A 19726-nucleotide genomic window follows, 5' to 3' on the forward strand; every position below is an offset into this window, starting at 1 on the left:
AACAGCTACGGCGAGCGTTCAATTTCGGTGTATAACACTATCAATTCTTACTCGCGACGGGAGATCACTTCCTGAGTGAAATACTTTCAAGAAAAAAGTCCACTCACATGCTCTTGCTAACATCGACGGAGAAGGACACCCCGTCCGTATCGTCGGCCGCGAGATCCGTAGCTTGTTGGCTCAAAACGCTGGCCGCGACCGTCTTTTCGTTGGCGGATGTCGATGTGCTTGTCCAGCTTTCGGCCAGACGCACGGCGGCGAGCGCATCGACGAGTCCGTAGCCGTAATCCTGGCTGTAGTGCAGGCCGCCGCCATTCCAGTTGTCCGCGCCGCTGAAACCCCAGATGTAGCGTTCGACACCATCGGTGGTGTGCCCGTCGATTGGCGAGCCGACATGGCGGGCAGTATAGGCAAGGATCGTCTGCACATCGCGCCAACCGAGATCGGCATTGGCCTGAAGCATCAATGCCGTGACCCCAGTCACCTGCGGAGCCGCCGCGGAGGTGCCGCCAAACGATCCGGTGAAATCGCCCGTGGTATAACCCGGCGAACCGACGATGTCGGTGGTGAAGATTTCGCCTGGCGAGCCGAACGCTATGCTCGGCGAGCCGAAGGCCGAGACCAGTACAGGCGCACCAAAACTCGAATAGTCGCTTACAGTTCCGTCGCGATCCACGGCGGCCACGCAGATCATCTCGGTCTGGCTGTCGAATGTGCGGCCGTTTATCTGGCCTCGTGGCTATCCTGTCCGGTATTGCCGGCTGCCATGACCAAGACTGTACCCAAGCCATCGCGGCCGTTATCCACCGCGTAGTCGATCGCATCGATGACATTGAGCAGGTAGCTGGATGTCTCGAAATATCCGCCGACGCCGAAGCTCATGTTGACCGTATCGAAACCGTTGTCCGCGGCATCTCTGACCGCCTGCGCCACCTGTGCGTCCAAGACGTTGTCGTTAGCATCAAAGTCGAGGCGGTAGCCGATCAGGTCAGCGCCATTGGCAACGCCGACGATACCAGATCCATTTGCCGCCCCGGCCGCAATGCCGGCGACCGCCGTGCCATGCCGATCAATAGTGCCCAGGGGGGCCGCGTCGTCGTCATTCTGTCCGTAGTCGTGATCGGAGGCGGCTTTGTAGTTGGGGGCGAGATCGGGGTGGGTGTAGTCGAAGCCGTCGTCGATGACGACCAGCTTGACGCCCTTGCCGGTGTATTCATTCCAGACACCAACGACGTTGAGGTCATACTGCCCGACCGCGGTATTGCGAAGATACCATTGCTCGGCGAAATTGGTGTCACTCGGCAATGCCATGAGGTTTTCCCTCACACCATATGACGTTTGGTCAAGAAATCCGCGCGGAATATCCCCTAGTCGGGAGACAGAGAAGTCTTGCTTGCAAGCGTGAAGCCAAATGTGAAGTGAAGAGCTTCTCGTATTTAGAGTCCAGACATTTTTTTCGATCCAAAAATAAAAAAGGGGCCACCGGGCCCCTTATTTGCTTTTGACAACGACCTTTGCACGGTCAATCAAGATTTTCCAGCAGCTCCCGTGCCTTTCCGGCAGTCATACGCCGGATCTCCACCTCATCGCGGCGGCCGGCAAACAGTTCGCCGCTCATCAACTGGTCGGCGAGATCGGCCGGCAGCGACAGGACCACACGTGCGTCATCGCTATGGATCGACGACACCGCACCGCGCTTGGCAGTGATCATGCCGCCGGCCACCGTGTTGTTGGTGTCGGGGTCGATCAGGATGAAAGCGCCGGTCGAGCGGTTCTGCTCGTAGGTGTCGAACACCGCCTGCTCTTCGAAAGCCAGATGCACCTTGCCGATGGCGTTCATCGGCAGGCGTTCGGTCGGGTTCCATTTGCCCGACTTGAGATCAAGCTGCTGGGCGGGCTCGACGATGACCCGCTGACGGCGCGAGCCGGACTTCAGCCAGTAGCGCTTGCCGGGCTCGATGCCGTCGGGTTGCAAAGCCACAAGCTGGGCGTCGAAGGCGAGGCCCTGCATCGGCTGGCTGTCGATGGAGACGATCAGGTCGCCGCGGGCGATATCGACCTGGCGGTCGAGCACCAGCGTGATCGCATCGCCGGCCACAGCCGCATTGCGGACGAGGTCGAAGGTGACGATCTTGGAGACATTGGCGACCATGCCGGAGGGCAGCACAAGGATCGAATCGCCCGGCTTCACCGAACCGCCGGACACAGTGCCCTGATAGCCGCGGAAGCTTTCGCCCGGACGCGAAACACGCTGGACACTCATACGGAAGCCAACCGTCTGATTGGAGCGGACGGTGGCCTTTTCCAAAGCTTCGGCGATGGTCGGACCGTCGTACCAGGGCATGGAGGCGCGGCCGTCATAGACGATGTTCTCGCCCTTGAGCGCCGAAACCGGGATCGCGGTGACCTGGCGGACGCCGAGCGACAGCGCCAGTTCCTTGAATTCATGGGCGATCTCGTCGAAGCGAGCGCGGTCATAGCCGATCAGGTCGATCTTGTTGACGGCCAGCACGAACTGCTTGATGCCCATCAGCGTGGCGATGGTTGCATGCCGGCGGGTCTGTTCGAGCAGGCCGGTACGGGCATCGACCAGCAGCACAGCGAGATCGGCGGTCGAGGCGCCAGTGGCCATGTTGCGAGTGTACTGCTCATGTCCCGGTGTGTCGGCGACGATGAACGAGCGCTTGTCGGTTGCGAAATAGCGGTAGGCAACATCGATGGTTATGCCCTGCTCGCGCTCGGCCTGAAGGCCATCGAGCAGCAGCGCGAAATCGGGCAGGCCGAGATCGTTCTGCTTGCCGGAATCGCGGCGAAGCGCGGCTTCCTGATCTTCCTTGACGGCCTTGCTGTCCCAGAGCAGACGGCCGATCAGCGTCGACTTGCCGTCATCGACGGAGCCGCAGGTGATGAGGCGCAGGGGGCGGGAGTCGCGGGTGACTTTCTGAGCGTCCGAGGCCAGCTGTTGCTGTTCGGCGAGATTGGAAATGGCGGTCATGATCAGAAATACCCTTCGCGCTTCTTCTTTTCCATCGAGCCGGCCTGATCGCGGTCGATGGCGCGGCCCTGGCGTTCGGAGACGGTGGCGGTTTCGAGCTCGGAGATGATCTCGTCGAGCGTGGTGGCGTTGGAGCGGATGGCGCCGGTGAGCGGGAAGCAGCCGAGCGTGCGGAAGCGGATGACTTCCTCGCGCTTGACCTCGCCAGGCAGCAGCTCCAGGCGCTCGTCCTCAGCAAGGATCATCATGCCATCGCGCTCGATGATCGGGCGCTTTTCAGCGAAATAGAGCGGGACGATCGGGATGTTCTCGGCCTGGATGTAGCGCCAGATATCGACCTCGGTCCAGTTCGACAGCGGGAAGGCACGGACGCTCTCGCCCTTGCGGATCTGGCCGTTATAGACGTTCCAGAGTTCCGGGCGCTGGTTGCGCGGGTCCCACTTATGGTCGGGCGTGCGGAAGGAATAGATGCGTTCCTTGGCGCGGGAGGCTTCCTCATCGCGGCGGGCGCCGCCGAAGGCTGCGTCATACTTGCCCATGTCGAGCGCCTGCTTGAGCGCCTCGGTCTTCATGATGTCGGTGTAGAGCGCCGAACCATGCGAGAATGGAGTGACATTCTCGGCAGCGCCGCGCGGATTGGTGTGGGCAATCAAGTCGAGATCGTATTCGGCGACGATCTTGTCGCGGAACTCGATCATCTCCTTGAACTTCCAGCCGGTGTTGACATGCAGCAACGGGAACGGCACGCGGCCGGGATAGAACGCCTTGCGCGCCAGATGCAGCAGCACGGACGAATCCTTGCCGATCGAATAGAGCATCACGGGACGCTCGAATTCACCGGCAACTTCGCGGAAGATATGGATAGCTTCGTTTTCCAGCGCTTTCAGATGCGGGTCGAGCGGCGCACGACCGGCGGCATCCTTGGTGTGGGCATCAAATTCGGACTGGGGAGACATTTCATTTCCTGACTTCTTATGAGGCTTTGCCCCTCATCCGGCTGCCGCCACCTTCTCCTCGCTGAAGCGGGCGAAGGAACTTGTGGCACCGCCTCTAGCGTCCCATCTCCCCGCATGCGGGGAGATGGCTAGGGTGAGGGGCAAACTCTCCTGGATATTAAAGCTCGCTCGATTCCAGCGACGGCAAAGCCGCTTCCGGAACATGCAGGCCGCATTCGCGCTTTTCGTCGTTCTCCCACCACCAGCGGCCGGCCCGTTCGGGCTCGCCCGGCTTGATGGCGCGAGTGCAGGGTTCGCAGCCGATCGACGGGTAGCCGCGGGCATGCAGTGGATTGATCGGCACTTCCTCGTCGTTGACGAGACAGTTGATCCTGTCGATGTCCCAATCGGCCAGCGGATTGACCTTGAGCAGGTTGCGCTCGGCGTCATATTCGACAAACGGCGTGTCGGCGCGGTTGCCGGACTGACCGCGGCGCAGGCCGGTGACCCAGACCGAAGCCCCAGTCAGCGCACGCGCCAGCGGCTTGACCTTGCGCACGCCACAGCAGGCATGCCGGGCTTCGACACTGTCGTAGAAGCCATTCAGGCCGTATTGAGCGGCATAAGCGTCGATATCGGCCTTTTCCGGAAAGTAACGGCGGATCTCGATGCCGTAGCGGCTTTCAGTATCGGCAATCAGTTGAACCGTTTGCGTAAACAGCCGGCCGGTTTCGAGCGTCACGACATCAATGTCGAACCGGTTGGTGCCGATGACATGCGTGATCACCTGGTCTTCGATACCGAGGCTGGTGGTGAAGACCACGCGTCCACCGAGGCTCGCGGCAAGCGAAAGGCGTCCCGCGAGGTCCAGTTCCTGCATCTGGGCATTCAGCGACTGGGCTTCGGTGGAGAGATTGATCATGTTCATGTCTGCTGTCCTGGCAATTCTGATGGCGGCAATATCGCAGGTCGACACAGCGGAAGACAGAAAACGGTTTTCCTATCTCTCCAACAGGTGAGCAAATATCTCTCTGCTTTCGGGATTCGGTGAAAAACCTACCGGAACAATGTTTACTCGCCAAAATCTATTGAAATTGAGCAGTATTGAGGACTTTCTTTCATATCCAGCGGCCTTACTATATGAGCCTACGAAAGAATCATCGTTCGGGCCTGTCATGATTTCCCAGAAAGCCAAATATGCCCTGCGCGCGCTGACTGCGCTTGCGCGTGCGCCCGGCGGCAAGCCTGTGCTGATCGCTGAGATCGCCATCCAGCAGAAAATTCCCAAGAAATTCCTCGAGCAGATCCTCCTCGATCTCAAGCACCGGGGCATCGTTATGTCCAAGCGCGGCAAGGATGGCGGCTACCTGCTTCTCAGGCCGGCGACCGACATCACCTTCGGCGAAATCCTGCGAATGATCGACGGGCCGATCGCGCCCCTGCCCTGCCTGTCGCAGACAGCTTACCGCAAATGCGACGACTGTCTGAGCGAGGCCGACTGCGAGATCCGCCATGTCTTCGCCCGTGTAGCCGATGCAACCCGTGAAGTGCTGTTCTCTGCCACTATCGCGGATGCACTGGCTGAGAAGAGCGCAGTGACAGCGATGCTGGCGGGGTAAAGCGGCGAATGGACGACAAGTTCTTCATACCCCAACGGCCGACCGCTTATGAGCAGCGGACGATCAATGCTCAGGATATTCCGAGACTGATTGATGTTGAACGCCCGGCATCCCGTCGCTGGACAAGCAAAGTTTCCAACGGACGTATGCTTGGCCTTGGGATCACCATGGTTGCTATCCTTGGCATTTGCTTTGGTGGCATTACCCTGCTTGTCAACAAGCGGGAAGCCGCGCTGGAAAGAGGGCCTGCGAATGGCTGCAAGAGCGAGACGATCGCACTTGATCTCGCCCGGACGACCGGGCAGGTTGTGTCTGTCGACAAACAGGCCGCCGATGTCGTCGTCAAGGTTTCGTGGCGGTGGTGGATCAGAAGCACCCGGCAGGCTCAGATTGCCATTGCGATGACGGCCTACTGCCATGTCTCGACTGCAGACAAAGGGATCGTTCGCGTTGTCGATGAAGATGGCGTGGAACTGGGACGGGTCGTAGCCGGCAAGTGGGCGAGCAAGCTGTTCAGCAAATAGGCAGCGGTCAAGCGGGCGCCAGAATTCGCAATTGCGCTCCTTGAATGAGCATTTTTCGCCTTCGAAAAGCCCACACGGCGCAAATCGGCCGGAATTTCCTACCCGCCTTCGTCACTTTTCCGCCACTTTTGTTCCAGCCAATCCAGTTCTGGTCCGTTGCGTGTTCCAAATTTCCGCAGCGAAACGAACCGCTTTTGCTTTTTCGATTTGGTTTGTTGACATACTCTACCTAGCAGATAGACTTTAGGCATTAACCAAGCTGGAGGGTGACCCAATGGTTTTTGTTCTCAATCGACGCAACACTCTGAAACAGATCAGCGGCGCGGCGCTCGGCCTCGCACTGGCCTTTACCTCGGTCCTGCCCGCCTATTCGGCGACCACGCTGCTCAACGTGTCCTATGACCCGACACGCGAGCTTTACAAGCAATTCAATGCGGCGTTCATCGCCCATTATAAGAAGGAAACCGGCGAGGATGTGACTATCGAGCAGTCGCACGGCGGCTCGGGCAAGCAGGCCCGCGCCGTGATCGACGGCCTTGACGCCGATGTCGTGACACTGGCTCTCGAAGGCGACATTGACGCCATCGCCAAGAAGACCGGCAAGATCCCAGCCGACTGGAAGAAGCGCCTGCCGCATGATTCCGCGCCTTACACATCGACGATCGTCTTCCTGGTCCGCAAGGGCAACCCGAAGGGCATCAAGGACTGGGGCGACCTGGTCAAGGGTGACGTGCAGATCGTGACGCCGAACCCGAAGACCTCTGGCGGCGCACGCTGGAACTATCTCGCAGCCTGGGCCTGGGCCAACAAGGAATATGGTGGCGACCAGACCAAGGTGAAGGCCTATATCGCCGATCTCTACAAGCGCGCTCCGGTGCTCGACAGCGGCGCCCGCGGTGCACTCACCTCCTTCGCACAGCGCGAAATCGGTGACGTGCTGCTCGCCTGGGAAAACGAGGCCTATCTCGCTCAGGACGAGTTCAAGGACGCGGGTTTCGAGATTGTGACGCCTAGCCTGTCGATCCTCGCCCAGCCGTCGGTTGCCGTGGTTGACGGCAATGTCGACGCCAAGGGATCGCGCAAGGTGGCCGAGGCTTACCTCAACTATCTCTACACCGCCGAAGGCCAGACGATCGCCGCCAAGAACCATTACCGGCCGATTTCGCCCGAACTGGTCAAGGGTGTGCCTGAACTGCCGAAGGTCAACCTCATCACCATCGACGATCCGCTGTTCGGCGGCTGGAAGAAGGCTCAGCCTGAGCACTTCGGCGATGGCGGCGTGTTCGACCAGATTTACAAGCCGGCAAACTAAGCTACTATCCCATAATTGAGACGATGGGGCCGCGAGACCGGAAGGGTCGCGGCCCCTTTAAAACGACAAGAAAAAAATTCTTACGGAGAGCAAAAGGCAAAAAGCCGGCTCTCCCGCCTCAAAAATTCAACGGGGAATACCAATGTACAATAAACCTCTGACCGAGCGCATCGGTTTCAGGAGGCATAGCGTCATACCGGGCTTCGGCTTGAGTTTCGGCGTGACGATTGCCTGGCTGACGCTGATTATCCTGATCCCGCTCGCGGCCCTGGTGCTGCATTCCGCATCTCTCGGATTTTCGGGTTATGCCACTCTTCTCGCCGACGAACGCACGCAGAATGCGCTGAAGACCTCATTCGGCTGTGCGCTGATTGCTGCCATCATCAATGTGCTGTTCGGCCTGCCGGTCGCCTGGGTGCTGGTGCGCTACAATTTCCCCGGCAAGCGCGTGGTCGATGCGATCGTCGACCTGCCCTTCGCACTGCCGACCGCCGTCGCCGGCATCTCGCTTGCCGCCCTTTATGCCAAGAATGGCTGGGTGGGGCAGATCTTCAACTGGCTCGGCGTCAAGGTGGCGTTCACGCCCGCCGGCATCGTCGTGGCGCTGATCTTCATCGGCCTGCCCTTCGTGGTCCGGACCGTGCAGCCGGTGATCGAAGAGATCGACAAGGAAGTCGAGGAAGCAGCAGCGACGCTCGGCGCCAATCGCTTGCAGACCATCGTGCGCGTCATAGTGCCGAGCCTGTTGCCCGCGATCCTGACGGGCTTTGCACTGGCTTTTGCACGCGCGGCCGGCGAATACGGCTCGGTGATCTTCATCGCCGGCAACATTCCCTATGTCTCGGAAATCGCGCCACTCTTGATCATCATCCGGCTGGAAGAGTTCAACTATGCCGGCGCGACCGCGATTGCGACCGTGATGCTGGCGGTGTCCTTCCTGATGCTGTTCGTCATCAATCTCATTCAGGCCTGGACCAGGAGATATGCCAATGTCGCTTGATCTCAAATCCAGCGCTAGGCCAACCAACGCGCCGCGCAAATGGCGCTCGGCAACCACAGAGCCTTTGTGGGCCAAAGCCACCTTCATGACAGCCGCTTTTGTCTACCTGCTGCTGATCATCATCCTGCCGCTGGTCTCGGTGATGGTCGAGGCTTTCCGCAACGGCGTCGGCGAATACATGGCCGCGCTCAGGGAACCCGATGCGCTGGCTGCGATCCGGCTTACCCTGCTGGTCGCTGGTATCGCCGTGCCGCTCAATCTTCTGTTCGGCCTGGCGGCCTCCTGGGCGATCGCCAAATTCGACTTCAAAGGCAAGGCTTTCCTGATCACCTTGATCGACCTGCCCTTCTCGGTGTCGCCGGTTATTTCCGGCCTCGTCTATGTCCTGCTGTTCGGGGCGCAGAGTGCGCTCGGCCCCTGGCTGAAGAGCCATGGCGTCGAGATCCTGTTTGCCGTGCCGGGCATCGTGCTGGCGACGATCTTCGTCACCTTCCCTTTCGTTGCGCGTGAGCTGATCCCGCTGATGCAGGAACAGGGAACGGCCGAAGAGGAAGCCGCGATCACGCTCGGCGCCAATGGCTGGCAGACGTTTGTGCGGGTGACGCTGCCGAATATCAAATGGGGCCTGCTTTACGGCGTGCTGCTCTGCAACGCGCGCGCCATGGGTGAATTCGGCGCGGTTTCGGTCGTGTCCGGTCATATCAGGGGCCTGACGACGACGATGCCGCTGCATGTCGAGATCTTGTACAACGAGTACAATCTCGCCGGCGCCTTTGCCGTTGCCTCGCTGCTCGCCCTTCTCGCTCTTCTGACGCTGGTTGTCCGTACCGTGCTTGAAATCTGGTATTCGCACGGCATCGCCGGCTCGAACAAACATTAAGGACTACAAATGGAAATCCGTATTGAGAAAATCCGCAAGGAATTCGACCGATACCCGGCGCTGCAGGAAGTATCACTCGGCATCAAGTCCGGCGAACTGATCGCGCTGCTCGGTCCCTCCGGTTCCGGCAAGACGACGCTGCTGCGCCTGGTCGCAGGCTTGGAACGCCCGACCACCGGCCGGATTTTCTTCGGCAACGAGGATGCCTCGTGGAAGCCGGTGCAGGAGCGTAATGTCGGCTTTGTCTTCCAGCACTATGCCCTGTTCCGCCACATGACGATCCTCGACAACATCGCCTTTGGCCTCACTGTCCGCCCAAAGGCGTCGCGGCCGCCAAAGGTCGAGATCCGTCGCCGGGCGCTGGAACTGCTCGACATGGTGCAGTTGACAGGCCTTGAGAAGCGCTATCCCAACCAGCTTTCCGGCGGCCAGCGGCAGCGGGTGGCGCTCGCCCGCGCCATGGCGATCGAGCCGCGCGTGCTGTTGCTCGACGAGCCATTCGGCGCGCTGGATGCGAAGGTGCGAAAGGAACTGCGTAAATGGCTCAGGGAGTTCCACGACCGCACCGGCCACACGACGATCTTCGTCACCCACGACCAAGAAGAGGCGCTGGAACTTGCCGACCGCGTCGTGGTCATGAGCCAGGGCAAGATCGAGCAGATCGGTTCCTCCGACGACGTCTATGACCGCCCGAATTCGCCCTTCGTCTTCTCGTTCATCGGCGACAGCGTCAACCTGCCAGTGACGATGTCGCATGGCGACGTGCAGTTCGCCGGCCAGCCACTTGGCTTGCAGCATCCGGAAGACGGCACTGGCCAGATGTTCTTCCGCCCGCGCGACGTGACGCTGGTGACAGAAGGTCCGGGAATTGCCGGCAAGGTAACGACCTCGCGCCGGCTGGCAGGTGCCCGCATCGTCGAACTCGACGTCGGAACGTCACGCTCGCCTGTTCTGATCGAAGTGGAAATTCCGCTCGACGCTCTGGCGGAACGGGGCAGCGAGCTGCGCTTTCGGCCGACACGCTGGAAGGTATTTCCGGGGGCTTGAGGCCTCGGGCTCGAACGTCGCGTTGCTGCATTTTACGGCGCCGGAAACGACTTCCGGCGCTGTTTTGCGCCTATCTGGCGCGACCTTCGGCGACAGAGATTTCAGATCAGGTGTCCGGTTCTGCTGTTGACCCATTGCGCTGCTACCTCAGCTGGGCGAAGCTAGACACCAAACCAATGCCAAAAGGAAACGCGATGCCAAGCCCAATCCGGATCGGAAACCAGCACCTCACCGTCGATGTTTCCTCGCTCGGTGCGGAGATGCAGGCGCTGAACACCAGCGATGGCCGATCGTGGCTGTGGAATGGTGACGCGGCGTTCTGGTCAGGGCGGTCGCCGATTCTGTTTCCGATCGTCGGCAAGGCCCCGGACGACAAGGTGGCGATAGGCGGCAAGGTGTTTGGCATGGGCCAACATGGCTTTGCGCGGCGCAGCGAGTTCGTCCTTGCCGCATCGACGGCGACAAAGTCCCGGCATGAACTGGCAGCCTCGGAGGCCACGAAGGCGTTCTATCCCTTCGATTTCCTGCTGGCAGTAGAGCATTCGGTCGAAGGCGGTGCGCTGACGGTGGCGGCCGAGGTGACCAACCGCGATGACAAGGAAATGCCGTTCGGGATCGGATTTCATTCGGCCTTCGTCTGGCCGTTGCCCGGCGCTTCCGGGCGTGCGCATGTGGTCGCCCTCGACAATGGCGGCGAGCCCGAGCTTGTTCGGATAGAGGGAGGGCTGATACGCCCTGACAAGCTGGCTTCGCCATTCAACGCCGGCCGGCTGGTGCTGGATCACGCCATGTTCGAGCAGGACGCGATGATCTTTCCCGAGGGCGCTGGCAAGGGGCTGAGCTACGGTGCCGAAGGCGGGCCGACGATGCGGTTCAGCTTTGAAAATCTGCCCAATCTCGCGCTATGGGCCAAGCCGGGCGCACCGTTCCTCTGCGTCGAGCCTTGGCATGGGATGGCGGCGGAACTGGGTGGCTCGAGCGAGTTGGCGGATCGGCCATACACAAAGATACTGGCGCCGGGTGCAACGGCCCGATTTGCGTTTACCGTCGAGATTGCCGGATAGGATCGCAACAAAGGAAGGCTGTCGCGGGCGACTATTTCGGCGGGAAATGCGGCCCCGGCCCTTCCGCCGCCAGCCGATCCATGGGATTGCGCAGCGGACAAGTGGCGGTCGAAAGGCAGCCACAGCCGATGCAGCCTTCCAACTGGTCGCGCAATGCGGTCAGGCTCTCGATGCGGCGGTTGAGGGAATCCTTCCAGCCCGCGGACATATTTGCCCAATCACCCGCGTTCGGCACGCGGCCTTGCGGCAAGGCCGCAAGAGCCTGTTCGATCTCGGCGAGCGGTATGCCGACACGCTGTGCCACCTTGATCACTGCGACGCGACGCAGGACCTCGCGGCGGTAGCGCCGCTGGTTGCCGCCCGTGCGCACGGATTCGATCAGCTTCTTCTGCTCGTAGAAATGCAGGGCCGACACAGCAACGCCAGCGCGTTCGGCGACTTCGCCAACGCTCAGCAGCCTTCTTATTTCCAACGGCGCATTTTTATTGACCATGGCACTTGACCTCAACTTTACTTGAGGTTTTATAAACGTGGCTCCACGCATGATCAACCCTCTGGAGCCTGCCATGAACCTCGAAAAACTCAACATTGCGCTGATCGTCGGCAGCAGCCGTCACGGCCGCGTTGCCGACCGCCTGCTGAAATGGCTGCTGGCCGAACTTCTCTCTTCCGACTTCTCCGTCCACATTGTCGATGCGCGCAACTACGATCCAGCCCTGACCGGCGTTCCTCTCCCCGCCCGCAGGCTGGAACAGGAGATCGAGCACGCCGATGCGGCGATCATCCTGACGCCGGAATACAATCACAGCTTTCCCGCACCGCTGAAGGCGATGCTCGATGCCGTCGGCCAGCCCTGGCGGAAGAAGCCCGTCGGTTTCGTCTCCTATGGCGGCATCTCGGGCGGCCTACGCGCCGTCGAACAGCTGAGACTGGTGGTTGCCGAACTCGACATGGTTGGCCTCAGGGAAACGGTCAGCGTCTCCAATCCCTGGAACGCCATCAGCGAAGACGGCGAGCCGGCCGATGCCGACAGGCTGAACACCTCGCTGCAGCGGATGACGGATTCGCTGCTCTGGTGGGGAACCGTGCTGAAGGCGGCCCGTCGCGCCAACCGGGTTCTGGAGGATGCAATATGAGCAGCGCGGCTCCGGCTCCTACGGTTAAATCTGGTCCCGCGCGTGCGACCATCCTCACATTGCTATTGGCAAGCAGCCTCACCATCATGGCCGGCGCGACGATCTCGCCATCGTTGCCGGCGATCGAGGCGCATTTTCATGACGCCTGGCATGCCGACATGCTGACTCGGCTGGTGTTGACCCTGCCGGCGATCATGATCGTTTTTGCCGCCCCAATCGCCGGACGGCTGAGCGACAAGTATGGACGGCGGCCGATGATTGTCGCCTCGGCCATACTCTATGGCTTTGCCGGCATGTCCGGTCTGGTGGCCGACAGTCTCGTCGGTCTGCTGATCGGCCGGGCCATGCTCGGTATTGCGGTGGCGGGAATCATGACCACCTCGACGGCGCTTGCTGGCGACTATTTCGCGGGAGCGGCACGCGACCGGTTCATAGGCCTGCAAGTGGCATCCAACGGTTTCGGCGGCCTCGTCTTCCTGCTCGCCGGCGGCCTGCTCGCCGATCAGCACTGGCGCGCGCCCTTCGCGATCTACGGGTTGGCTTTCCTGCTGCTGCCTGCCATCATCGCCTTCATCGGAGCCAAGGCCCCTGAAGCCGCCACCGGTGCGCCGAAGGTCGCCCAGGCCTTACCGCTGGCCAAGGCGCCCTTCCCGCTTTGGGCACTTTGCCTCATCGCATTCCTGAATTTCGTCGGCTTCTATTTGTTACCCACGCAATTGCCTTATTACATGCGGGAGCTGGGTCTTGTGGGCTCGGCGCTTTCGGGTCTCGCCATCGGCCTGTCGCCGCTTTTCGGCGCCATCACCAGCCTGCTGTTCGGAAGGCTGAAGCAGCGATTCGGAACCGCCGGACTGTTCGTGCTCGGTTTCCTGATGATGTCATCAGGACACCTGGCGCTCGGCCTCGCGCCCAATTATGCAGTGGTGCTTGCAGGTGTGATCGTTTCGGGCCTTGGCATGGGTATCGTCATGCCCAATTTCTCGACCGCGGCGCTGGCGCTCGCCACCCCAGCCACGCGTGGACGGGTCGCTGGACTGCTGTCGTCGGCGATCTTTTCGGGGCAGTTCCTGTCGCCGGTCTTCAGCCAGCCGCTGCAACTCGCTTATGGCTATGCCGCCGTATTCATGCTTTCGTCGGGACTTCTGCTGTTCGTAGCGGTTGCAATCGGCTTGCTGCGGATGCGTCCGGTGGCTGCAAGGGTCGTGCTGCAAGATTGAAACATAGCAATTTCGAGCGGCGCGGCTATCGCGCCGCTTATGCCGCGACCACGCCTCAGGCCCCGCGGTGACGAAAAAACGCTGCGCAATGAATGTGTTACGCCAGACGGCATTTTGTTCCCACCAATAGAAAATATTTTTCTAAGAAATTCATTCGCAGGAATCATTTTTCATGGCGGCTTGTAATTTTCTGAGATTAGTATAAATAAGTGACATCGATATTTGCTTGCGACCCTTTGTTCGAGCTTCCCTGCTCTCAAATTCCTTTCAACATCGATATGCCGGGCGAATAACCGCTGGGTACACAATGCGATTGAAAGGAAATCGTCATGAACATCGGAACCGTAAAGTTCTTCAACACCACCAAAGGTTTCGGCTTCATTCAGCCTGAGAACGGCACGACCGACGTGTTCGTGCATATCTCGGCTGTAGAACGCGCCGGAATGCGCAGCCTGGCCGAAGGCCAGAAGGTGTCCTACGAAGTCGTCACCGACAAGCGTTCGGGCAAGAGCTCCGCTGAAAACCTTCAGCCAGCGTGATTTGATCATTCGCCGCCGCTGACCACGGATGTACTGGCAGCGTGAGGCCGAATGATAGGAAGAGGTCGGGGCAGCCCGGCCTTTTTGTTTTGCGGGATATTTCCGCAGGTCAAAGGAACGATAGTGGGCAAAGCAAATTACGGCATTGGCGATATCGTTGTCCTCAGAGAGGGCCCGCTCCGGACTTCCAGGGTTCAGGGCCGTTTCAAAATTCTTGCGGTGCTGCCTGTGTCTGACGGCATGGTCCAGTATCGTGTGCGATCCGAAAGCGAAGGCTTCGACCGCCGTGTCTCCTCGGGCGATATCGACGTGCAGGTGTCACCGGCGCCACATGTCGTGGCACCGCCCGACCCCAAGGAGCCGTGGTTCAAGCCGTCCTCTATCAGGGCCGGGAAATAAACCCGACCCATTCATCAACAGCTAAACGCGGGCGCGCGACGTGCCTGCACCAAGGAGTTATTTTGCAAGTATTGGTTAGAGACAACAATGTCGAACAGGCTCTCCGCGTCCTGAAGAAGAAAATGCAGCGCGAAGGGCTTTTCCGCGAAATGCGCGCCCGCACCGCTTACGAAAAGCCGTCCGAAAAACGCGCCCGCGAAAAGGCCGAAGGCATTCGTCGTCAGCGTAAGATGGCGCGCAAGAAGATGCAGCGCGAAGGCCTGCTGCCTGCCCCCAAGAAGGCTGCGAACGCACCGGCAAGGGCGTAACAGCAATCGCTATTTGATTTTATGGGAGCAGACATGACGCCGAGCAAGGATGCATTCGTAAATCCGACGAAAATGACGCCCCAACAGAAAAGCGTCGTGACCGATGACGCCGCGAAGAAGATCATCGCGGCCGAGGCAACGGCTCGGGACAAGAAGACGCTGAAGCTGAGGCAGTTGCGCCTCGAGCAAGCTGCGCTGGCGGGTCCCGAACCTGTCTCGGAACCCAAGAAGAAAAAGGCAAAGTGATAGCGCTTTTTCAAGCCGTGGCGGCGGATGCGCCGCCCGGCGCTTTGCGCATGACGACCAGGTAGCTCAATGCCGCAATGAACAGGCTGAGCACGATGACCATGGGCATGCTGCTTCCCTGCCCCATCGACAGAAAATCCCCCAACCTGTGCTGCAGTTCCACCGAGAGCGTAGCGAGTTCGTCCGAGCCCGTGATCAGCCTGACATAGGATGGCAGCTGCTCTGACTTGGCGATCGTGAACGAGAACGAATAGGACGCCGTGAAGCCCGCGACATAGTAGATGACGCGCAGCGCACCCTGCGGCGATTTCTTATAGAGTTCGACCGGGAAGGCCATGAAGGCCACGAGCGCGGCCAGAAACGCCGTTTCAATCGGCATGCCACGCATGATCGTTTCGAGATCGACATGGGCAAACCAGAGATTTCCGAAGTTGAAGAAGAAGTCGGCCGATGCGCCAAACCAGGTGAACAGCGCCAGGCCCCATAGCGGGCTCATCCTGAGAAAATGGATCCGGAACACGCCGGTTGCCACCACGATGATGCCGCAGGCGAGCAGCCCATAGGGCTTGATGACGCCATTCAGCTCAGTATCCAGCGTACCGCACCTGCCGATGACAGCAGAACAGCCGGAAACCCTGATCGCCAGCCATGTGACGTAGTAGAAATAAATGGAAAAGAATACAAAGCCCATCGCTGCGAGCATATTCCACCACAAATACCGTCCGGCATACATGGATATCTATCTCCCAACTGATTTGTTCTGAAGTCTGGTTGCATCATCCAGTTCAACAATTCATGGAGCAGATATTAGCAAAGTAAAATGCAGACTGCGGGCACAGTTGGATTTCTGGTTTCCGAACCTTGCACCGAAACGGGATTTCAGGTGTTTTTGCCTCAGTTTGACACAGAGAGAGCCTCGGTTATCAACACCCTGCCAACCTCGATACCATTCCAGTTGCGCATTGTATGATTGGCCATATCCAGGAGTTGTGCCTGAATCGCCGGGTCATTTGCGAAGAATCGTGCCAGGACGCCCGCGACCATGCTTTCGGCCGCACGCGTGGCACCGTCATCGCATTTGAGTGCGATCGAATAGCCGAGCTCCGGCAGGACGGCGCAGAACACACCCTCTGCGCCGGTTTTGGCAAAGATCCGGCCGGGTGCCAACTGCATCAGCCTGGTGCAGGCGCGACCGGTGCCGGCGACATAGAAGGGCTCGGCCATGCAGGCCTCGATAATGCGTTTGGACGCCTTGGCGCGCTCGGTGCCGATCCCCTGCCCGGTTCCCATTTTAGCAAAACCGTGTGCCAGCGCCCTCAAAGGTACGGCATAGGTGGGGATCGAGCAGCCGTCGATGCCGCAATTGTTGCGATCGAACAGGCTGCCAGTCAGGTCGGACATGATATCGCGGATTTCCGCCTGCAGCGGATGCTCGTAATTGACGTAGCCCTTCGGGTCCTGACCCATCTGGCATGCCGCACAGACGAAGCCGGCGTGCTTGCCGGAGCAATTGTTGTGGAGGGCGGTCGGTCGTTCGAGCGTGCGTGCCTGGTTGTTCAGCACCTTCTGTTCGAAGGACCAATGTGCGCCGCATTCGAGATCGGCCACACTGCGTCCGGCGGCCTTCAGCATCGAGGCTGCCAGATCAGCATGTTCCGGCTCGCCGGAATGCGAACTCGACGACAGCGCCAATTCCTTCTGGCCGAAACCATAGGCATCCGCAGCGCCACTCTCGACCAGCGGCAAAGCCTGCATCGCCTTGCAGGCCGAGCGGGGAAATACCGGACTGTCGATATCGCCGACGGAAAACACCGTCTTGCCCGCGGCGTCGACCACGACGACCGACCCGCTGTGGCGGCTTTCGACGCGATTGCCGCGCGTGACTTCGACAAGAACCGGATTTGACATGATTTTTCCTTCAATCGGCCCGAATGTATCGGAAAACTTCGGCCTTTGGATGTCCCAACAGGCCATCGCAAAATACTGAGGGGAAATCAACACATCATGCGGCTCGCTAAGCGCCTTGATGGCGGCAGTAGATCTTGCCCATCCCGGCATCAAGGTACCGGCCCTCGGACGGATTGGCCTGTCGTTGTCGCAACCAGACAAAAAAATCCGCCGGTTTTGCCGGCGGATTTTTCAGAACATATATTGGCAATGGCGTTATTTTGCGGCGTCGAGCACCTGTTCGCACCAGCTCGCGCCGTCCTTGCCGGCTGGCTTGTCGACGACCTTGGTGATCGAGCGGATCATGTAGTCGGAGCCGACGGTCAGGCGGACCTGGCAGACCAGGTACTCGGTCTTGGCGCGGGCGATGAGCTTCTTGCCCTTGCCTTCGCCTTCGTATTGGGCAGGCGTACGGCGTGTTTTGTAGCCGCCGCGCCAGACATAAGTTGTGCTCGAACCGCTTTCCTCATCCGATACCGGCGGACCATAGGCTGCAAAGAACTTGCCGGCTTCGGTGCCCACCCAGCGGGAGGAGAGGGCGTCACCGGAGAGGCCGGCAGTCGTGGTGCAGCCGGCAACGGTCATAGCCATGCCGGCAATAAGGAGCGAGCGGAAATTCATGCCTGGAACATTCCTTTTTGGAGCCGGAAAACCCGGACTCGGGCGGGTTGGGAGGGTGTTGGTCTCCGCAATAGCCCCGTTCCGGAAAAAACGGAATCGGATTTTGGTTGTCCACAGTCGATTTTGTACATCCGCAGTCATTTTTGTTCGTGGAATGTCTATTTTGTTACAAGCCATTCCACGGTTTTGACCTTTTGGAAAATATTTCTCCTGCCGCATATTGCATTTCGGCATCAAATGCGGTCCATTCGGCACAACCGGGCCGGTAGAGAAGCCGGCGCGGAATAAACTGGGGAAAAATCATGAAAAAGCTCGCTATACTGCTGGCAGCCACTGCCATTGCGTCCACTTTCGCGTTCTCGGCCTCCGCCAAGACGCTCGTTTACTGCTCCGAAGCATCGCCGGCGAACTTTGACCCATCGATCACGACCGGCGGCAATGATTTCGACGCCTCGTCGCGTACCGTCTACAGCCGCCTCGTTGAATTCAAGCACGGCTCGACCGAGCTGGAGCCTGGCCTTGCCGAGAGCTGGACGATTTCCGACGACGGCCTGACCTACACGTTCAAGCTGCGCAAGGGCGTGAAGTTCCAGACGACGCCCTATTTCACGCCGACGCGCGAATTGAACGCCGACGACGTGATCTTCTCCTTCGAACGTCAGTGGAAGGAAGACAACAAGTGGCATACCTACATGCCCAACATCACCTGGGATTACTTCCAGGGCATGGACATGCCGAAATATCTCAAGTCGATCGAGAAGGTCGATGACCTCACGGTCAAGATGACGCTGACCGAGCCGAATGCGCCGATGCTGGCCAACCTCGGCATGGACTTCGCGTCGATCGTGTCGAAGGAATATGCCGACAAGCTGATGGCAGACGGTACGCCGGAGAAGTTCGCAAGCCAGCCGGTCGGTACCGGTCCGTTCCAGTTCGTCGACTACCAGCTCGATTCGGTCATTCGCTACGCTGCATTCCCGGATTTCTGGCGCGGCAAGGAAAAGATCGACGACCTGATCTTCGCCATCACCCCCGATGCAAGCGCTCGCATGCAGAAGGTGATCGCCGGCGAATGCGATATCATGCCTTACCCGAACCCGGCCGACATCAAGGCGCTGAAGGCCAATGCGGACGTCAACCTGCTTGAGCAGGCCGGCCTCAACATCGGCTACATGTCCTACAACACCACCCAGCCGCCATTCGACAAGGTCGAAGTCCGCAAGGCGCTGAACATGGCGATCAACAAGAAGTCCATGATCGAAGCCCTGTTCGGCGATGCTGGCGCCACGCCTGCCGTCAACCTGATCCCGCCGACCATGTGGTCCTACAACAAGGACGTCAAGGACGACGAATACAATCCTGAAGAAGCAAAGAAGGTGCTCGCCGCCAACAACGTCACCTCCATCGATCTCTGGGCTTCTGACCGCTTCCGTCCGTACAATCCGAGCTTTGCCCGCGCCGCCGAACTGATCCAGCAGGATTGGGCAGCGGTTGGCGTCAAGGCGACGATCAAGACGCTCGAATGGACCAAGTACCGCGAAGAAGGCAAGAAGAAGGACCGCCCGGGCGCATTCCAGATCGGCTGGACCGGCGACAACGGCGATCCGGACAATTTCTTTGCAACCTTGTTCTCATGTGCCGCTATCGGCGTTTCGAACTATTCGAGCTGGTGCAACAAGGACTTCGAGGATCTGATCCAGAAGGCCAAGGTCACCAGCGACATGGCCGAACGCACCAAGCTCTATGAAGAGGCTCAGGTCATCTTCAAGCGCGAGGCGCCTGCCTTCACGCTCGACCACAGCCAGGTCTATGCAGTAACCCGCAAGAATGTCAGCGGCTTCATGATGGACCCGCTCGGTATTCACCGGTTTGACGGCACGGACAAGGCTGAGTAACATGGAATTCGGGCGGTGGCATTTGCCGCCGCCCGGTTCTGG

Annotated in this window: 23 protein-coding genes; 14 read left to right on the forward strand and 9 right to left on the reverse strand. The window is 59.6% G+C overall.

The features are described from left to right. Positions 1–103: 103 nt before the first annotated feature. The 5 genes from ACXHRN_RS17110 to ACXHRN_RS17130 all read right to left on the reverse strand — a co-directional run bounded on the left by ACXHRN_RS17110 (position 104) and on the right by ACXHRN_RS17130 (position 4906). Positions 104–685 carry a S8 family serine peptidase gene (locus tag ACXHRN_RS17110; protein ID WP_488637514.1) on the reverse strand — a complete coding sequence of 194 codons (582 nt, stop codon included), beginning with the start codon at positions 683–685 and terminating at the stop codon, positions 104–106. A gap of 38 nt (positions 686–723) precedes the next feature. Then, complete coding sequence (locus tag ACXHRN_RS17115; protein ID WP_488637515.1) at positions 724–1311, reverse strand: S8 family serine peptidase; 588 nt, start codon at positions 1309–1311, stop codon at positions 724–726. A gap of 211 nt (positions 1312–1522) precedes the next feature. Beyond that, positions 1523–2995 carry a sulfate adenylyltransferase subunit CysN gene (gene cysN / locus ACXHRN_RS17120; RefSeq protein ID WP_488637516.1) on the reverse strand — a complete coding sequence of 491 codons (1473 nt, stop codon included), beginning with the start codon at positions 2993–2995 and terminating at the stop codon, positions 1523–1525. Between the two features lie 2 nt (positions 2996–2997). Beyond that, positions 2998–3951 (reverse strand): sulfate adenylyltransferase subunit CysD, encoded by a 954-nt coding sequence (gene cysD, locus ACXHRN_RS17125; protein WP_488637517.1) that lies wholly within the window; start codon positions 3949–3951, stop codon positions 2998–3000. A gap of 157 nt (positions 3952–4108) precedes the next feature. Continuing rightward, positions 4109–4906: a phosphoadenylyl-sulfate reductase gene (locus ACXHRN_RS17130; protein ID WP_488637518.1), complete on the reverse strand. Its 798-nt coding sequence runs from the start codon at positions 4904–4906 to the stop codon at positions 4109–4111. 199 nt (positions 4907–5105) lie between these two features. Here ACXHRN_RS17130 and ACXHRN_RS17135 point away from each other — a divergent pair, with 199 nt between their 5' ends. The 7 genes from ACXHRN_RS17135 to ACXHRN_RS17165 all read left to right on the forward strand — a co-directional run bounded on the left by ACXHRN_RS17135 (position 5106) and on the right by ACXHRN_RS17165 (position 11376). Beyond that, positions 5106–5549, forward strand: coding sequence for an RrF2 family transcriptional regulator (locus ACXHRN_RS17135; RefSeq protein ID WP_488637519.1), 444 nt, complete (start codon positions 5106–5108; stop codon positions 5547–5549). An 8-nt stretch (positions 5550–5557) separates the two neighbouring features. Next, positions 5558–6073 (forward strand): hypothetical protein, encoded by a 516-nt coding sequence (locus ACXHRN_RS17140; RefSeq protein ID WP_488637520.1) that lies wholly within the window; start codon positions 5558–5560, stop codon positions 6071–6073. Positions 6074–6347: 274 nt separating this feature from the next. Continuing rightward, positions 6348–7385, forward strand: coding sequence for a sulfate ABC transporter substrate-binding protein (locus tag ACXHRN_RS17145; RefSeq protein ID WP_488637521.1), 1038 nt, complete (start codon positions 6348–6350; stop codon positions 7383–7385). Between the two features lie 142 nt (positions 7386–7527). Further along, a complete protein-coding gene (cysT, locus tag ACXHRN_RS17150; RefSeq protein ID WP_488637522.1) occupies positions 7528–8385 on the forward strand; it encodes a sulfate ABC transporter permease subunit CysT in 858 nt (285 codons plus the stop codon). Continuing rightward, entirely contained in the window at positions 8375–9265 is an 891-nt protein-coding gene (cysW, locus tag ACXHRN_RS17155; protein WP_488637523.1) for a sulfate ABC transporter permease subunit CysW, read from the forward strand. The genes cysT and cysW overlap by 11 nt, the downstream gene beginning before the upstream one ends. A gap of 9 nt (positions 9266–9274) precedes the next feature. Then, positions 9275–10312, forward strand: a complete 1038-nt coding sequence (locus ACXHRN_RS17160; RefSeq protein ID WP_488637524.1) for a sulfate/molybdate ABC transporter ATP-binding protein — start codon at positions 9275–9277, stop codon at positions 10310–10312. A 194-nt stretch (positions 10313–10506) separates the two neighbouring features. Then, positions 10507–11376: an aldose 1-epimerase family protein gene (locus ACXHRN_RS17165; protein ID WP_488637525.1), complete on the forward strand. Its 870-nt coding sequence runs from the start codon at positions 10507–10509 to the stop codon at positions 11374–11376. Positions 11377–11407: 31 nt separating this feature from the next. Here the strand turns inward: ACXHRN_RS17165 and soxR are convergent, their stop codons facing one another. Further along, positions 11408–11869, reverse strand: coding sequence for a redox-sensitive transcriptional activator SoxR (soxR, locus tag ACXHRN_RS17170; RefSeq protein WP_488637526.1), 462 nt, complete (start codon positions 11867–11869; stop codon positions 11408–11410). A 73-nt stretch (positions 11870–11942) separates the two neighbouring features. On the opposite strand from soxR, the gene ACXHRN_RS17175 reads away from it, so the two are divergent. The 6 genes from ACXHRN_RS17175 (at position 11943) to ACXHRN_RS17200 (ending at position 15221) form a co-directional block, all read left to right on the forward strand. Beyond that, complete coding sequence (locus tag ACXHRN_RS17175; protein WP_488637527.1) at positions 11943–12512, forward strand: NADPH-dependent FMN reductase; 570 nt, start codon at positions 11943–11945, stop codon at positions 12510–12512. Further along, positions 12509–13729: an MFS transporter gene (locus ACXHRN_RS17180; RefSeq protein ID WP_488637528.1), complete on the forward strand. Its 1221-nt coding sequence runs from the start codon at positions 12509–12511 to the stop codon at positions 13727–13729. The genes ACXHRN_RS17175 and ACXHRN_RS17180 overlap by 4 nt, the downstream gene beginning before the upstream one ends. Positions 13730–14058: 329 nt before the next feature. Beyond that, entirely contained in the window at positions 14059–14268 is a 210-nt protein-coding gene (locus tag ACXHRN_RS17185) for a cold-shock protein (protein WP_488637529.1), read from the forward strand. A 123-nt stretch (positions 14269–14391) separates the two neighbouring features. Further along, complete coding sequence (locus tag ACXHRN_RS17190; protein ID WP_488637530.1) at positions 14392–14667, forward strand: cold-shock protein; 276 nt, start codon at positions 14392–14394, stop codon at positions 14665–14667. A 62-nt stretch (positions 14668–14729) separates the two neighbouring features. Continuing rightward, entirely contained in the window at positions 14730–14975 is a 246-nt protein-coding gene (gene rpsU, locus ACXHRN_RS17195) for a 30S ribosomal protein S21 (RefSeq protein WP_488637531.1), read from the forward strand. 33 nt (positions 14976–15008) lie between these two features. After that, a complete protein-coding gene (locus ACXHRN_RS17200; protein WP_488637532.1) occupies positions 15009–15221 on the forward strand; it encodes a hypothetical protein in 213 nt (70 codons plus the stop codon). A gap of 10 nt (positions 15222–15231) precedes the next feature. Here the strand turns inward: ACXHRN_RS17200 and ACXHRN_RS17205 are convergent, their stop codons facing one another. The 3 genes from ACXHRN_RS17205 to ACXHRN_RS17215 all read right to left on the reverse strand — a co-directional run bounded on the left by ACXHRN_RS17205 (position 15232) and on the right by ACXHRN_RS17215 (position 17789). Continuing rightward, complete coding sequence (locus ACXHRN_RS17205; RefSeq protein WP_488637533.1) at positions 15232–15954, reverse strand: hypothetical protein; 723 nt, start codon at positions 15952–15954, stop codon at positions 15232–15234. A gap of 161 nt (positions 15955–16115) precedes the next feature. Continuing rightward, positions 16116–17129 (reverse strand): asparaginase, encoded by a 1014-nt coding sequence (locus ACXHRN_RS17210; RefSeq protein WP_488637534.1) that lies wholly within the window; start codon positions 17127–17129, stop codon positions 16116–16118. Between the two features lie 255 nt (positions 17130–17384). Then, positions 17385–17789 (reverse strand): hypothetical protein, encoded by a 405-nt coding sequence (locus ACXHRN_RS17215; RefSeq protein ID WP_488637535.1) that lies wholly within the window; start codon positions 17787–17789, stop codon positions 17385–17387. Between the two features lie 302 nt (positions 17790–18091). On the opposite strand from ACXHRN_RS17215, the gene ACXHRN_RS17220 reads away from it, so the two are divergent. Further along, positions 18092–19684 carry an ABC transporter substrate-binding protein gene (locus ACXHRN_RS17220; RefSeq protein WP_488637536.1) on the forward strand — a complete coding sequence of 531 codons (1593 nt, stop codon included), beginning with the start codon at positions 18092–18094 and terminating at the stop codon, positions 19682–19684. Positions 19685–19726: the final 42 nt, after the last annotated feature.

It is taken from the genome of Shinella sp. OV683, assembly GCF_057787725.1.

Excerpts from the sequence above, each read along its gene's own strand:
- ACXHRN_RS17210 (WP_488637534.1), bottom strand. The coding sequence starts at position 17,129 with ATGTCAAATCCGGTTCTTGTCGAAGTCACGCGCGGCAATCGCGTCGAA.
- ACXHRN_RS17175 (WP_488637527.1), top strand. The coding sequence starts at position 11,943 with ATGAACCTCGAAAAACTCAACATTGCGCTGATCGTCGGCAGCAGCCGT.
- cysD (WP_488637517.1), bottom strand. The coding sequence starts at position 3,951 with ATGTCTCCCCAGTCCGAATTTGATGCCCACACCAAGGATGCCGCCGGT.
- ACXHRN_RS17220 (WP_488637536.1), top strand. The coding sequence starts at position 18,092 with ATGAAAAAGCTCGCTATACTGCTGGCAGCCACTGCCATTGCGTCCACT.
- ACXHRN_RS17115 (WP_488637515.1), bottom strand. The coding sequence starts at position 1,311 with ATGGCATTGCCGAGTGACACCAATTTCGCCGAGCAATGGTATCTTCGC.
- soxR (WP_488637526.1), bottom strand. The coding sequence starts at position 11,869 with ATGGTCAATAAAAATGCGCCGTTGGAAATAAGAAGGCTGCTGAGCGTT.
- cysN (WP_488637516.1), bottom strand. The coding sequence starts at position 2,995 with ATGACCGCCATTTCCAATCTCGCCGAACAGCAACAGCTGGCCTCGGAC.
- ACXHRN_RS17215 (WP_488637535.1), bottom strand. The coding sequence starts at position 17,789 with ATGAATTTCCGCTCGCTCCTTATTGCCGGCATGGCTATGACCGTTGCC.
- ACXHRN_RS17180 (WP_488637528.1), top strand. The coding sequence starts at position 12,509 with ATGAGCAGCGCGGCTCCGGCTCCTACGGTTAAATCTGGTCCCGCGCGT.
- ACXHRN_RS17185 (WP_488637529.1), top strand. The coding sequence starts at position 14,059 with ATGAACATCGGAACCGTAAAGTTCTTCAACACCACCAAAGGTTTCGGC.
- ACXHRN_RS17160 (WP_488637524.1), top strand. The coding sequence starts at position 9,275 with ATGGAAATCCGTATTGAGAAAATCCGCAAGGAATTCGACCGATACCCG.
- ACXHRN_RS17140 (WP_488637520.1), top strand. The coding sequence starts at position 5,558 with ATGGACGACAAGTTCTTCATACCCCAACGGCCGACCGCTTATGAGCAG.
- ACXHRN_RS17165 (WP_488637525.1), top strand. The coding sequence starts at position 10,507 with ATGCCAAGCCCAATCCGGATCGGAAACCAGCACCTCACCGTCGATGTT.
- cysW (WP_488637523.1), top strand. The coding sequence starts at position 8,375 with ATGTCGCTTGATCTCAAATCCAGCGCTAGGCCAACCAACGCGCCGCGC.
- ACXHRN_RS17200 (WP_488637532.1), top strand. The coding sequence starts at position 15,009 with ATGACGCCGAGCAAGGATGCATTCGTAAATCCGACGAAAATGACGCCC.
- ACXHRN_RS17205 (WP_488637533.1), bottom strand. The coding sequence starts at position 15,954 with ATGTATGCCGGACGGTATTTGTGGTGGAATATGCTCGCAGCGATGGGC.
- cysT (WP_488637522.1), top strand. The coding sequence starts at position 7,528 with ATGTACAATAAACCTCTGACCGAGCGCATCGGTTTCAGGAGGCATAGC.
- ACXHRN_RS17145 (WP_488637521.1), top strand. The coding sequence starts at position 6,348 with ATGGTTTTTGTTCTCAATCGACGCAACACTCTGAAACAGATCAGCGGC.
- ACXHRN_RS17135 (WP_488637519.1), top strand. The coding sequence starts at position 5,106 with ATGATTTCCCAGAAAGCCAAATATGCCCTGCGCGCGCTGACTGCGCTT.